We start from the raw sequence: 12,571 nt of genomic DNA, 5'->3' as shown, positions 1-12,571 counted from the left end.
TGATCGGCTGGAAGCAGTCTCAGGGGGGGACGGCTCTGCCCGATGCCGGGCAGGATTCTTGGATCCCCGGGGGGGTTCTCCATAGGCTCAACGGTCCATTCTTCCCATGACAGAGGAGGTTGCCATGTGTGGAATCGTGGGATACGTCGGCCGCCGCCAGGCGGTCGAGGTCGCGATCGAAGGGCTGGGGCGCCTTGAGTACCGCGGGTACGACTCTTCCGGGATAGCACTGGTCGGGGTCGACGGCGCGCTGACTGTGGAGAAGCGGGCCGGGAAACTGGTCAATCTGCGCTCCGTGCTGGCCGCGCGGCCGGCCCCGCCGGCGACGGTGGGGATCGGGCACACCCGGTGGGCCACCCACGGCGCGCCGACCGACCGCAACGCCCACCCGCACACCGACTGTGAGTCGCGGATCGCGGTCATCCACAACGGCATCATCGAGAATTTCGCCGCGCTCAGGACCGAGCTGGAGAACGACGGGCACAAGCTCGCCTCCGAGACCGACACCGAGGTGGTGGCGCATCTGCTGGAGCGGTTCGCCGGGGGCGGTCTGGCCGAGGCGATGCGTCGGACGTGCCGGCGGCTTGAGGGGGCGTTCACGCTGCTGGCGGTCTCGGTGGACGAACCGGACGTGGTCGTCGGCGCGCGGCGCAACTCGCCGCTGGTGGTCGGACGGGGGGATGGGGAGAGCTTCCTCGGTTCGGATGTGGCGGCGTTCATCGCCTTCACACGGGAGGCGGTCGAACTCGGTCAGGACCAGGTGGTCGAACTGCGGACGTCGGGGATCACGGTCACCGACTTCCACGGCGCTCCCGCGCGGACACGGGACTACCACGTGGACTGGGACGCGTCGGCCGCGGAGAAGGACGGCCACGACCACTTCATGCTCAAGGAGATCGCCGAGCAGCCGAGGGCGGTCGCCGACACGCTGCTCGGCCGGGTCGGGCCCGACGGGCAGCTGGTGCTGGACGAGATGCGGCTGTCGGACCAGGAGCTGCGGGACGTCAACAAGATCATCGTGGTCGCGTGCGGGACCTCGTACCACGCGGGGCTCATCGCGAAGTACGCCATCGAGCACTGGGCCGGGGTGCCGTGCGAGGTCGAGCTGGCCAGTGAGTTCCGCTACCGCGACCCGATCCTCAACCGGGACACGCTGGTCATCGTGATCACCCAGTCCGGAGAGACGATGGACACGCTGATGGCCGTACGGCACGCCCGCGAGCAACGGTCCCGGGTGCTGTCCATCTGTAATGTGAACGGTTCGACGATCCCGCGCGAGTCCGACGCCGTCCTCTACACCCACGCGGGCCCGGAGGTCGCCGTCGCCTCCACCAAGGCCTTCCTCACCCAGCTCGTGGCCTGCTATCTCGTGGCGCTCTACCTGGCCCAGATCCGGGGCACCAAGTTCGGTGACGAGATCTCCCAGGTCATCGAATGGCTGGCCCAGATGCCGTCCAAGGTGGAGGAGGTGCTCCGGACCGTGGAACCGGTCCGCGCGCTGGCCCGCTCGCTGGCGGGCGAGCGCTGCGTGCTCTTCCTCGGCCGTCACGTGGGCTTCCCCGTCGCGCTGGAGGGGGCGCTGAAACTCAAGGAGCTGGCCTACATGCATGCCGAGGGCTTCGCGGCGGGGGAGCTCAAGCACGGCCCGATCGCACTGATCGAGGAAGGCCTGCCGGTGGTGGTCATCGTCCCGTCCCCGTCCGGTCAGCGCGTGCTCCACGACAAGATCGTGTCGAACATTCAGGAGATCCGGGCCAGGGGTGCCAAGACCATCGTCATCGCGGAGGAGGGGGACACCGCGGTCGAGCCCTACGCCGACACGCTGATCGGCATCCCCGCCGTGCCGACGCTGCTCCAGCCTCTGGTCGCCACGGTGCCGCTGCAGGTCTTCGCCTGCGAGCTGGCCGCGGCCAAGGGCCACGACGTCGACCAGCCCCGCAACCTGGCCAAGTCCGTCACCGTGGAGTAGGTGTTTCTCCGCCACGGGGGTCCCCTGTCGTCACGTTGTCCACAGGCTGTGGACAACTCCTCTGGATTACCGGGGAGTAAAAGGGGGAAGAGGTCAAGGTCGCCCAGTCGGCCGGACATCGTCTGGCGATCCCCGGGACACGGTCACGGTGTGGGCGCTTCGCTAACCTGGAGCGGTGATCGTGGGCATCGGCGTGGACGTCGTGGACATGGCTCGGTTCGAGAGGACGCTGGAGCGGAGCCCGGGGCTGCGGAGCCGGCTGTTCACCGAGGGCGAGCGGGTCCTGGCCGTGCATTCCCTGGCCGCGCGGTTCGCGGCCAAGGAGGCGGTGGCCAAGGCGCTCGGCGCCCCGCCGGGCCTGGGCCACCAGGAGGCCGAGATACGGACCGGCGCGTACGGCCGGCCTGAACTGCACGTGAGCGGCCGGGTCGCCGAGGTCGCGGCGGAACTCGGCGTGACACGGTGGCACGTGTCACTGACGCACGACGGGGGCGTGGCCGTCGCCTACGTGATCGCCGAAGCGGGATAGCGTCTGGATCATGCTGACCGCTTACACCACCGATCAGATCAGGACGGCCGAGTCGGCGCTGATGGCCAGGGTGCCCGAGGGCACGCTCATGGACCGGGCGGCCACCGGGCTCGCCGTGGTCTGCGCCAGAACGCTCGGTCAGGTGTACGGCTCCCGCGTCGTGCTGCTGGTCGGCGGCGGCGACAACGGCGGGGACACCCTCCACGCCGGGGCGCGGCTCGCCTCCAGGGGAGCCAGGGTGGACGCGATCCTCGCCGGGGCACGGGTCCACGGAGCCGGGCTGGCAGCCCTGCGGCGGGCCGGAGGCCGCGTGACGGATCTCCGCGGCGCGACCGCGTCCGAGGGCGGCCCGGCGGCGTCCCCGGGGAGCGTGTCCGGAGGGGCAGGGCCGTCGCCGGGCGCGGCGGCCGGCGAGCTCATCCGGGCGGCGGACCTGGTCGTGGACGGGCTGGTCGGGATCGGCGGGGCGGGAGCCCTGCGTGAGCCGTACGCGACCCTCGCGGGGCTGGCCGGTGAGGCGCCCGGCGCGGTGGTCGCGGTGGACGTGCCGAGCGGGGTGGACGCCGGCAGCGGGCTGGTCGACGGCGCCGCGGTCCGGGCCGACGTCACCGTGACGTTCGGGGCCTACAAGATCGGCCTGCTCGTCGACCCGGGCGCGGGCAGGGCGGGCCGGGTGGAGCTCGTCGACATCGGGCTGGGACCGTACCTCCCGGACCCGGAGGTGACGGCGCTGACCGGCGCCGACGTGGCGCTGATGCTGCCCAGGCCGGATGCGGGCTCCGACAAGTACAGCAGGGGTGTCGTGGGCGTCGCGGCCGGCAGCCACGAGTACACCGGGGCCGCGGTGCTGGCCGTCGGCGGGGCCATCCGGACGGGGGCGGGCATGGTCCGCTACGCCGGGGCCGCCGAGCCGGTGGCCCAGGTGCGGGCCCGCTGGTCCGAGGCCGTGATCACTCCGCTGCGACCGGGTGAGGGGATCGACGGGGTGGGCCGGGTGCAGGCGTGGGTCCTCGGCCCAGGCCTCGGCGCCGGGCCCGAGTCGCTCGCCATCGCCCGGTCGGTGCTGGCGAGCGACGTCCCGGTCCTCGTGGACGCCGACGGTCTCACGCTGGCCGCCCAGGACAGGTCGATCCTCCGGCGGGCGGCGCCGGTGCTGATCACCCCGCACGCGGGCGAGCTGTCCCGCCTGCTGGACGTGCCGCGGGCGCGGATCGAGGCCCGGCGGCTGGAGCACGTACGGTGGGCCGCGTCGGAACTGGGCGTGACCGTCCTGCTGAAGGGCTCGACCACGCTGGTCGCGCAGGAGGGCCGGCCGGTCAGGGTCAACCTCACCGGCAGCCCCTGGCTGGCCACCGGCGGTACCGGAGACGTGTTGGCCGGGATCGCGGGCGCGCTGCTGGCCGGCGGACTCAGCGGATACGACGCGGCCTCCTGCGCCGCTCACCTGCACGGAATCGCCGGGCAGCACGGCCCGCTCGCCGCCTGGGACGTCCTCGAAGCCCTCCCCGGGGTCATCGGGTCGCTCGCCGATCGGCTCGGGCAGAGCGGCTGACCTGCCAGAATGGAAGGATGAGTTTCCCGATGACCCCGGCGGAGGCCCGGGTGGACCTGACGGCGATCCGCGACAACGTCGCCCTGCTCAGGGAGTACGCCCCCGGTGCCGAGACCATGGTCGTGGTCAAGGCCGACGGCTACGGGCACGGGCTGGTCGCCTGCGGCCGCGCGGCCCTGGAGGGCGGGGCCGCCCGGCTCGGCACCGCCTACATCCGTGAGGCCCTGGCACTGCGGGCCGCGGGGATCACCGCGCCGGTCCTGTCGTGGATCATCCCGCCCGGCGAGCCGCTGGACCAGGCGATCGACCAGGGAGTGGAGCTGTCGGCCGCCGCTCCCGCGCTGGTGGACGAGATCGCCGAGGCGGCCGGCCGTACGGGCAGGGCCGCCAGGGTGCACCTGAAGGCGGACACCGGCCTCACGCGCGGCGGCGCGGCGCCCGCCGACTGGTCCGCGCTGGTGGACCGTGCCATGGACAGGCAGGCCGACGGGACGATCGAGGTCGTCGGGCTCTGGTCGCACTTCGCCTGCGCCGACATCCCGGGACACCCGTCCATCGCGGCCCAGCTCACCGCCTTCGACGAGGCGCTGGCCGTCGCGGAGAAGGCGGGCGCGGGGGGCTCCCACGTGATCCGGCACATCGCCAACTCGGCGGCGACGGTGACGCTGCCGCAGGCACACTACGACATGGTCCGTCCGGGCATCGCGAGCTACGGCCTGAGCCCCGTGCCCGAGCTCGGAGACTTCGGCCTCCGTCCCGCGATGACCCTGGTGGCGCGGATCGCGCTGGCCAAGCGGGTCCCGGCGGGTTCGGGAGTGTCCTACGGGCACCTTTACGTGACAGATCGCGAGACCACGCTGGGCCTTGTCCCCCTCGGTTATGCGGACGGGATCCCGCGGAACGCCACCAACCAGGCGGAGGTGCTGGCAGGTGGCCGGCGGCGGCGGATCGCCGGGCGGGTCTGCATGGACCAGTTCGTGATCGACATGGGAGACGACCCGCTGGCCGAGGGGGACGAGGTGATCCTGTTCGGCGACGGCTCGCGGGGCGAACCGACCGCGCAGGACTGGGCGGATTCCCTTGGCACGATCACGCATGAGATTGTGACCAGAATCGGTCTGCGGGTTCCACGCGTTTACCGGTGAAAGGCATCTCAGGGGGTCGCATGAGCATCACCACACGGCGCAAGGTCGGAATCGCGGGTGCGGCCGTCGGTATGGCGTCAGCTGGAGTGGCCGCCGCCGCCTACGCCAAGCGGTATGCCATCGGCCGTATCAGGATCCGGCCCGACCTCGAGGCGAACGAGCCGCTGGGCGAGCTGCGCGGCCAGCCCACCACGGTCACCACCTCCGACGGCGTGTCCCTCCACGCCGAGGTGGACGGTCCCGAGGACGCCCCGCTGACCGTGGTGTTCTGTCACGGCTACACCCTCAACCTGGACTCCTGGCACTACCAGCGGCGTGACCTGCGCGACTCCTACCGCCTGGTCCTGTGGGACCAGCGCTCCCACGGGCGCTCGCCGCGCACCACGGCCGAGGACGCCATCATCGACCGGCTCGGAGACGACCTGGCCGAGGTGATCGCCGAGCTGGTGCCCGGGCCGTGTGTGCTGGTGGGGCACTCCATGGGCGGCATGACGATCATGGCGCTGGCCGACCGGCACCCCGAGCTGTTCGGCGACAGGATCAAGGGTGTCACGTTGATCTCCACCTCCGCGGGCAGGCTGGCCGAGGTCTCCCTGGGCCTGCCGGCGCTGCTGGCCAAGGCGGTGCACAAGGTCACGCCGGGCACGGTGTCGATGCTGGGCCGCCGCGGCGCGCTGGTCGACAGGGGCCGTGAGGCGGGCAACGACGTGGCCTTCCTGGCCCTGCGCTTCCTGGGCTTCGGCGATCCCAAGAACGTCAGTCCCACGGTGGTCGACTTCGTCGAGTCGATGATCCGCTCCACCCCGTTCGAGGTGATCGCTGACTTCTACCCGGCGCTGATGTCGCACGATAAGCTGGCCGCGCTGCCCGTCCTGGACGGCGTGCCCATCTCGATCGTGGTCGGTGACAAGGACTGGCTGACGCCCGTGGACCACAGCAGGGCGATGGCGGCGGCGCTGCCCCGCGCCCAGTTCACCGAGGTCCCCGGCAGCTCGCACCTGGTCCAGCTGGAGCGGCCGACGGTCGTCAACGACGCGTTACGCGACCTGCTCAAGCGGGCGGTCTCCGACAGTGTCCCGGGCGACCCGGAGTGATGAGGCGGGGTCCGGAGCGGCGGGCGGAGCCCGCACGACCACCGACGGGAGTGAGTGAGCAGTGAGAATCGTGGCGACCGCGCAGGAGATGCGGGAGCTGGGCATGGAACTGGCCGGGCTGCTGCGTCCGGGAGACCTGGTGGTGCTGTCCGGGCCGCTCGGCGCGGGCAAGACGACCCTGGTCCAGGGGATCGCCGACGGGCTCAAGGTGCGGGGGCCGATCACCTCGCCGACCTTCGTCGTCGCGCGGGTGCACCCCTCGCTGTCGGGCGGTCCCGCGCTGGTGCACGCGGACGCCTACCGGCTGGGCGGCGACCTGGAGGTCGACGACCTCGACCTGGACGCCTCGCTGGAGGAGTCGGTGACGGTCGTGGAGTGGGGCGAGGGCCTCGTCGAGGGGCTCGCCGACGACCGGCTGGAGATCTCCATCGACCGGAGCGACTCCGGTGAGGAACGGACGGTACGGCTCCGCGGGATCGGTGCCCGATGGGAGAGCATCATCTGATACGCCCCCGTAGGCGGGGAAATCCTGGCACGCTGGCACTACGCCCCACTTGATATAGATCATCAGGATTGATGATCGACTCTGGCGCTTTTGCCCATGTTTAATGGGTAAGTGGTGGGAAGTTGTGCTGGGCGAGGGTCGTCGGCCGGACTGCGAAGTGGAGTGCGACGGTGCCAAGGGTCAAGCGTGTCGCGGTTCTAGGGGCCATCGCCCTTTTCGGGATGGCGGGGATGGTCGGATGCGCGGCTGAGGCGGAGTCGGGCAGTCCGGCGGGGGCGACCTCGACTACCGGACCGGAGACGGGGGTCAGCCGGCAGGACATCGAGGTCCAGCTGCAGCCGGCCCGCGTCAAGGCGGGACAGAAGGTGTGGGTGCTGGCGAACTGTCCGATCCCCGAGGGAGGCCCCGAGCATCGCGGTACCGCGTCGTCCCAGATCTTCCGCACACCGGTCACCCTCGATCCGATCCTCACGACGCCCAGCCCGGCGCCCTCGGCCAGCGCCACCCCCGTGGCGAAGCCGTGGGTGCGCGGCCAGGCCATGGTCGCCACCGGTAGCGCGGCCGGCGTCTACGACGTCAACGCCAGGTGCGAGGGGACCAACGACACCGGCAAGGCCAGTCTCAGGGTCGTGGCGGACGCCACGCCGGCACCGAAGGACACGCCCACCGCCAAGCCGACCCGGACCGTCATCAGCACTCACGCACCCGGTACGGGTGGCGGAGGCACCGCGGCCGGCGGTCCCCAGGACTCGGGCATGCCGTACGGCGTGACCGGAGCCCTGCTGGCGGCGGCTCTCGCCGGCGGCGTCGGCTTCGCGGTCGTACGTCGCCGCCGTCCGTAGTCCCCGATGGCCGAATCCTCCCGCTGGTCACGGATCATCGTGGCCGGAGTCATCACGGGCGTCGTCATGGTCGCGTTCAGCAGGGGCGGCGACGGCGTGGACACGTCGCCCGCCCGGAGTTCGATCGTCCCCAGCCGCATCGACATCCCGTCGCTGGGCATCAAGGCGCCCCTGATGAAGCTCGGCGTCACGGACGGCCGGATCGAGCTTCCGCCGTACGAGAAACCGGACACGGCGGGCTGGGTCAAGGACAGCGCCGTCCCCGGCGACCAGGGGCCCGCGGTGATTCTCGGCCACGTGGACACCAAGACCGCCCCGGCGGTCTTCTACAAGCTGAAGGAGATGCGGGAGGGGCAGGTCGTCAAGGTCGTACGGAGTGACGGCAAGGTCGCCCAGTACCGCGTGGACTCCGTGGAGCGGGTGAGCAAGGACAGGTTCCCGGCGGACAAGGTCTACCTGGAGGACGGCCTCCGGCTGATCACCTGTGGCGGGAGCTTCGACTGGGACAAGCACGAGTACCGCGACAATGTGATCGTCTACGCCACCCTGGTCAAGCCGGCCGGCTCCACGACCTGACCGGGAGACAGCGGAAAATCACCGCGGACAGGACAGAGACAAGCGGATCGCCGGCAGCCGCCCCGCGGTCGTTCGCGGGTCTACCCGGGCATGTGGTGCAGGCCGTCGGCCAGAGGGCCCAGTGACAGGGAGGGCAGGTAGGTGAGGCCGCCGACGATCAGCACCACACCGATGGTCATGACGGTGAACGCGGGCCCATGGCTGCGCAGCGTGCCGACGGTCGTGATGCCGGGCTGCTGCCTCGCCAGGCTTCCCGCCAGAGCGACGACGAAGATGATCGGGAGGTAGCGGCCGACGAGCATGGCGATCGCGAGGGCGACGTTGAAGAAGGTCGTGTCGCCGTTCAAACCGCCGAACGCGCTTCCGTTGCCGTTGGCGGTGCTGGTGAAGGCGTACACGACCTCGGACAGGCCATGCGCGCCGGGGTTGCCCATCGCCGCACGTCCGTTCGATGAACCGATGGCGACGGCAGACCCGATGAGGACCACGGCCGGAGTGGTGAGCTGGTAGAGCACCACCAGCTTGACCTCCCGGGCGCCGATCCGCTTCCTGAGGTACTCGGGGGTACGCCCGATCATGAGCCCGGCCAGGAAGACCGTGACCAGCGAGATCATCAGCAGGCCGTACAGGCCGCTGCCGCAGCCGCCCGGGCTCACCTCGCCGAGCATCATGCCGGCCATCAGGACGCCGCCGCCGAGACTGGTGAAGCTGTCGTAGCTGGAGTTGGCCGCCCCATCGGCGGTGGTGGTCGCGGCGACGCCGAAGATCGCGCTTCCCGTCACGCCGAACCGGGTCTCCTTGCCCTCCGTCGCGGCGCCCACCGCGGTGGCGACGGTGCCGCGGTGGGCGTTCTCCGCCGCTGCGGCGCCGACGACCGCGAGCACGGACAGTACGCCGACCACGGCCAGCAGCGTCCAACCTTGACGCCGATCGCCGACCAGCCGGCCGAACATGCGGATGAACCCGACCGGGATCAGCAGCATCAGCACGATCTCGATCACGTTGGTGACGGCCGTCGGATTCTCGAACGGGTGGGCACTGTTCGCGTTGAAGAACCCGCCGCCATCACCGGACATCAGCTTGATCGGCTCCCACGAGCCGACCGGACCACCCAGGATCCGCTGCCGGCCGCCGGTCAGGGTGGTGACCGTCACCTCGGTGTCTTCGAAGTTCTGGATGACGCCGAGAGCCACGAACATGAGGGCGGACAGCAGGGACAACGGCAGCAGAATACGGGTGACGCTCCGGACGAGGTCGACCCAGAAGTTCCCGATCCGGTCCGTACGGTGCCGGATCAGCCCGCGGGTCAGGGCAAGGCCGGCGGCCATCCCCACGGCGGCGCTCGCGAACGCCTCCACCCCCAGTCCCGCGGCCAACGCGAAGTGGCCCATCGCGGACTCGCCCGAATAACTCTGCCAGCTCGTGTTGGTGGTGAAGCTGACCGCCGTGTTGAACGCCGTGGCGGGAGGCAGACCGCTGTGGCCGACGGACAGGGGCAGTTCGGGCTGGAGCCGGAGCACCGCGTACAACAGCAGGACGCCGGTGCCCGAGAAGGCCAGCAGCGACGCCAGATAGTGGGGCCAGCGCTGGTCGGACCTGGGATCGACCCCGCAGAGCCGGTAGATCATCTTCTCGGCGCGCCAGTGCCGCGAGTCGGTGTAAACGCGTGCCATGTAGTCGCCCAGCGGTATGTGGAGAGCGACCACGACCACGATGATGAACGCGGCCTGCAGCCAACCGCCCATCACACTGTCCCCGGGGTCTGGCCATGTGCGCGGACAGCCGTGCCACACGTCCCAGGTGCGATGTGAACCTCCGCCGACATCTGATCCCCTCGCAAAAACGATCACGACCCGCGGAACGCCGAGCACCACTGCCGGGAGCGTTGGAACTCCGCTCATGAGGGAGGCGGAAACACTTCAGCCGCGATCCTCGCGCCAAGCCCATAGTCTTACGCTCTGTATATACCCCGCCCCTCATGCGCCATCGTTGGTCACGATGTGTGATCGCCGTCGTGGAACAGGTCCCTGGCAAGGCCTCTTCCGGGCTGACCTGGTCCGTCCCCAGCCGGACGCCCGGTCTCCGTCCGGACAGGCGAGGGGACTGGGCGCCGCCGGACGGACTAGGCTAGCTGTCCGTGCTGGTCCTGGCTTTTGATACCGCGACCCCCGCCGTCACCGCAGCGCTGCACGACGGTGAGAGGGTCCTCGCCGAGGCGACGACCGTTGACGCGCGTCGCCACGGTGAACTGCTCGTGCCCACGATCGAGACGGTCCTGCGGGAGGCGGGAGCCTCGCTCGGCGACGTCACCACCGTCGTCGCGGGCTCCGGCCCGGGTCCCTACACCGGACTGCGGGTCGGCCTGATGACCGCCCAGGCTCTGGCGACGTCGCTGGGTGTCCCGGCCTACGGCGTGTGCACGCTCGACGCCGTCGCCTACGGCAGTGGCCTGACCGAGCCGTTCCTGGTGGCCACCGACGCGCGGCGCAAGGAGGTGTTCTGGGGCCACTACGAGGACATGAGGGTCCGGCTGTCCGGACCCTCGGTGGACAAGCCGCAGGACCTGCCCGGCAAGCTTCCGCTCGTCGGGGCCGGCGCGCGGCTGTACGCCGAGGTCGTCGGGGCCTCCCGCCTGGTGGACGCGCCGGAGTATCCCCTCGCGGGGGCGCTGGCGGCGCTGGCCGCCGAGCAGCTCGGCAGGCCGGATGTCCAAGAGGTCGTGGAGAGCGGCACGCACCCCGTGCTGAGCCTGCCCCGTCCGATCTACCTGCGCCGTCCTGACGCCCGGGTGCCCTCGGCGCCGAAGAAGGTCTCCACATGACCGCGGTGCTGCGCCAGATGACCACCGATGACCTGCCCGCCGTGATGAAGATCGAGCGGGAGACCTTCCCCCACGACGCGTGGAGCGAGGGGATGCTCCGCAGTGAGCTCGACGAGCAGCCCAGGACACGGCACTACGTGGTGGCCCTGGTGGATGAGGAGATCGTCGGCTACGCCGGACTCTTCGCGGCGGGAGACCAGGCGGACGTGCAGACCATCGCCGTCCTGGCCGACCGGCGACGGGCCGGGATCGGCGCGGCCCTGCTGACCGAACTGCTGACGGAGGCCGTACGGCGGGGCGCGCAGTCGATCTTCCTCGAAGTACGCGCCGACAACCCGGACGCGCAGGCGATGTACGAGCGGTTCGGATTCGGGCGGCTCGGCCTGCGCCGCCGCTACTACGAGGACGGCACCGACGCGATCACGATGAAGAAGGACCTCAATGCGTGACGAACCCCTAGTCCTGGGCATCGAGACCTCCTGTGACGAGACCGGAGTGGGCATCGTCCGGGGGCACACCCTGCTGGCCAACACGATCGCGTCCAGCGTCGAGGAGCACGCCCGGTTCGGCGGCGTGGTGCCGGAGGTCGCCTCCCGGGCGCACCTGGAGGCGATGACGCCGACCATCGAGCGGGCACTGGAACAGGCGGGCCTGCGCTTCACCGACATCGACGCGATCGCGGTGACCGCCGGTCCGGGCCTGGCCGGGGCGTTGCTCGTTGGCGTCGCCGCCGCCAAGGCCTACTCGCTAGGCCTGGGCGTGCCGCTGTACGGCGTGAACCACCTGGCCGCCCACGTGGCCGTGGACCAGCTCGAACACGGGGCCCTGCCCAAGCCGTGCATCGCCATGCTGGTCTCGGGCGGCCACTCCTCCCTGCTGCTGGTGCCCGACGTCGCCAGGGACATCATCTCCCTGGGGTCCACGGTCGACGACGCCGCCGGTGAGGCGTTCGACAAGGTGGCCCGCGTGCTCGGCCTGCCCTTCCCCGGCGGCCCCTATATCGACCGGGCGGCCCAGGACGGTTCCGGTACGGCCATCGCCTTCCCCCGCGGCAAATACGACGACGGGACGCTCGACTTCTCCTTCTCGGGGCTGAAGACCGCCGTGGCCCGCTGGGTGGAGGCCCGGGAGAGGTCCGGCGAGCCGATCCACGTGCCCGACGTGGCGGCGTCGTTCCAGGAGGCCGTGGTCGACGTGCTGACCCGCAAGGCCCTGCGGGCGTGCCGCGACCATGGCGTCCAGGACCTGCTGATCGGCGGTGGCGTGGCGGCCAACTCCCGGCTGCGGGCCCTCGCCCAGGAGCGTTGCGACGCGGCCGGTGTACGGCTCCGCGTCCCCCGGCCCGGGCTGTGCACGGACAACGGGGCCATGGTGGCCACGCTCGGCTCCGACCTGGTGGCGGCCGGTGTCACCCCGTCCCCGCTGGACATCCCCGCCGACTCCTCGCTGCCCATCACCACGGTCCACGTGTGACGGGCTCACGGCCGTCGCGGGGCTCCGGTCCCGCCGGCCGCCGCGCCCCCGGTGGGCGGCGGCTG

The 12,571-nt window shown here is 71.0% G+C and carries 12 protein-coding genes; 11 read left to right on the top strand and 1 reads right to left on the bottom strand.

Features of this window, described 5'->3' with window-relative positions:
• Positions 1-124: 124 nt before the first annotated feature.
• The 8 genes from glmS to ACIN94_RS12145 all read left to right on the top strand — a co-directional run bounded on the left by glmS (position 125) and on the right by ACIN94_RS12145 (position 8,212).
• Positions 125-1,969, top strand: a complete 1,845-nt coding sequence (gene glmS / locus ACIN94_RS12180; protein ID WP_400703621.1) for a glutamine--fructose-6-phosphate transaminase (isomerizing) — start codon at positions 125-127, stop codon at positions 1,967-1,969.
• A gap of 175 nt (positions 1,970-2,144) precedes the next feature.
• Positions 2,145-2,498, top strand: coding sequence for a holo-ACP synthase (locus ACIN94_RS12175; RefSeq protein WP_400703618.1), 354 nt, complete (start codon positions 2,145-2,147; stop codon positions 2,496-2,498).
• Positions 2,499-2,508: 10 nt separating this feature from the next.
• A complete protein-coding gene (locus ACIN94_RS12170; RefSeq protein ID WP_400703615.1) occupies positions 2,509-4,050 on the top strand; it encodes an NAD(P)H-hydrate dehydratase in 1,542 nt (513 codons plus the stop codon).
• A gap of 17 nt (positions 4,051-4,067) precedes the next feature.
• Complete coding sequence (gene alr / locus ACIN94_RS12165) at positions 4,068-5,195, top strand: alanine racemase (RefSeq protein ID WP_400703612.1); 1,128 nt, start codon at positions 4,068-4,070, stop codon at positions 5,193-5,195.
• A 20-nt stretch (positions 5,196-5,215) separates the two neighbouring features.
• On the top strand, positions 5,216-6,289 hold the full coding sequence (locus tag ACIN94_RS12160; protein ID WP_400703609.1) for an alpha/beta fold hydrolase: 1,074 nt from the start codon (positions 5,216-5,218) through the stop codon (positions 6,287-6,289).
• Between the two features lie 61 nt (positions 6,290-6,350).
• Positions 6,351-6,794, top strand: coding sequence for a tRNA (adenosine(37)-N6)-threonylcarbamoyltransferase complex ATPase subunit type 1 TsaE (gene tsaE, locus ACIN94_RS12155; RefSeq protein ID WP_400703606.1), 444 nt, complete (start codon positions 6,351-6,353; stop codon positions 6,792-6,794).
• Positions 6,795-6,964: 170 nt separating this feature from the next.
• Entirely contained in the window at positions 6,965-7,636 is a 672-nt protein-coding gene (locus tag ACIN94_RS12150; protein WP_400703603.1) for a hypothetical protein, read from the top strand.
• Between the two features lie 6 nt (positions 7,637-7,642).
• Positions 7,643-8,212, top strand: a complete 570-nt coding sequence (locus tag ACIN94_RS12145) for a class F sortase (RefSeq protein ID WP_400703600.1) — start codon at positions 7,643-7,645, stop codon at positions 8,210-8,212.
• Positions 8,213-8,292: 80 nt separating this feature from the next.
• On the opposite strand, the gene kdpA is transcribed toward ACIN94_RS12145, so the two are convergent.
• A complete protein-coding gene (gene kdpA, locus ACIN94_RS12140; RefSeq protein ID WP_400703597.1) occupies positions 8,293-9,957 on the bottom strand; it encodes a potassium-transporting ATPase subunit KdpA in 1,665 nt (554 codons plus the stop codon).
• Positions 9,958-10,349: 392 nt separating this feature from the next.
• Here kdpA and tsaB point away from each other — a divergent pair, with 392 nt between their 5' ends.
• Genes tsaB through tsaD form a run of 3 tightly spaced genes read left to right on the top strand, consistent with a single transcriptional unit; the run spans position 10,350 to position 12,506 of the window.
• Complete coding sequence (gene tsaB / locus ACIN94_RS12135; protein WP_400703594.1) at positions 10,350-11,033, top strand: tRNA (adenosine(37)-N6)-threonylcarbamoyltransferase complex dimerization subunit type 1 TsaB; 684 nt, start codon at positions 10,350-10,352, stop codon at positions 11,031-11,033.
• The gene (gene rimI, locus ACIN94_RS12130; RefSeq protein ID WP_400703591.1) at positions 11,030-11,482 is read left to right on the top strand and encodes a ribosomal protein S18-alanine N-acetyltransferase; all 453 of its coding nucleotides are present in this window, start codon (positions 11,030-11,032) and stop codon (positions 11,480-11,482) included. Before tsaB ends, rimI begins: the two co-directional genes overlap by 4 nt.
• Entirely contained in the window at positions 11,475-12,506 is a 1,032-nt protein-coding gene (tsaD, locus tag ACIN94_RS12125) for a tRNA (adenosine(37)-N6)-threonylcarbamoyltransferase complex transferase subunit TsaD (protein WP_400703588.1), read from the top strand. The genes rimI and tsaD overlap by 8 nt, the downstream gene beginning before the upstream one ends.
• Positions 12,507-12,571: the final 65 nt, after the last annotated feature.

Source organism: Streptosporangium sp. NPDC087985, assembly GCF_044741965.1.
GTDB lineage: Bacteria > Actinomycetota > Actinomycetes > Streptosporangiales > Streptosporangiaceae > Streptosporangium.
The sequence above is the reverse complement of the archived record's forward strand: the minus strand, read 5'-3'. Positions and strand labels throughout refer to the sequence as shown.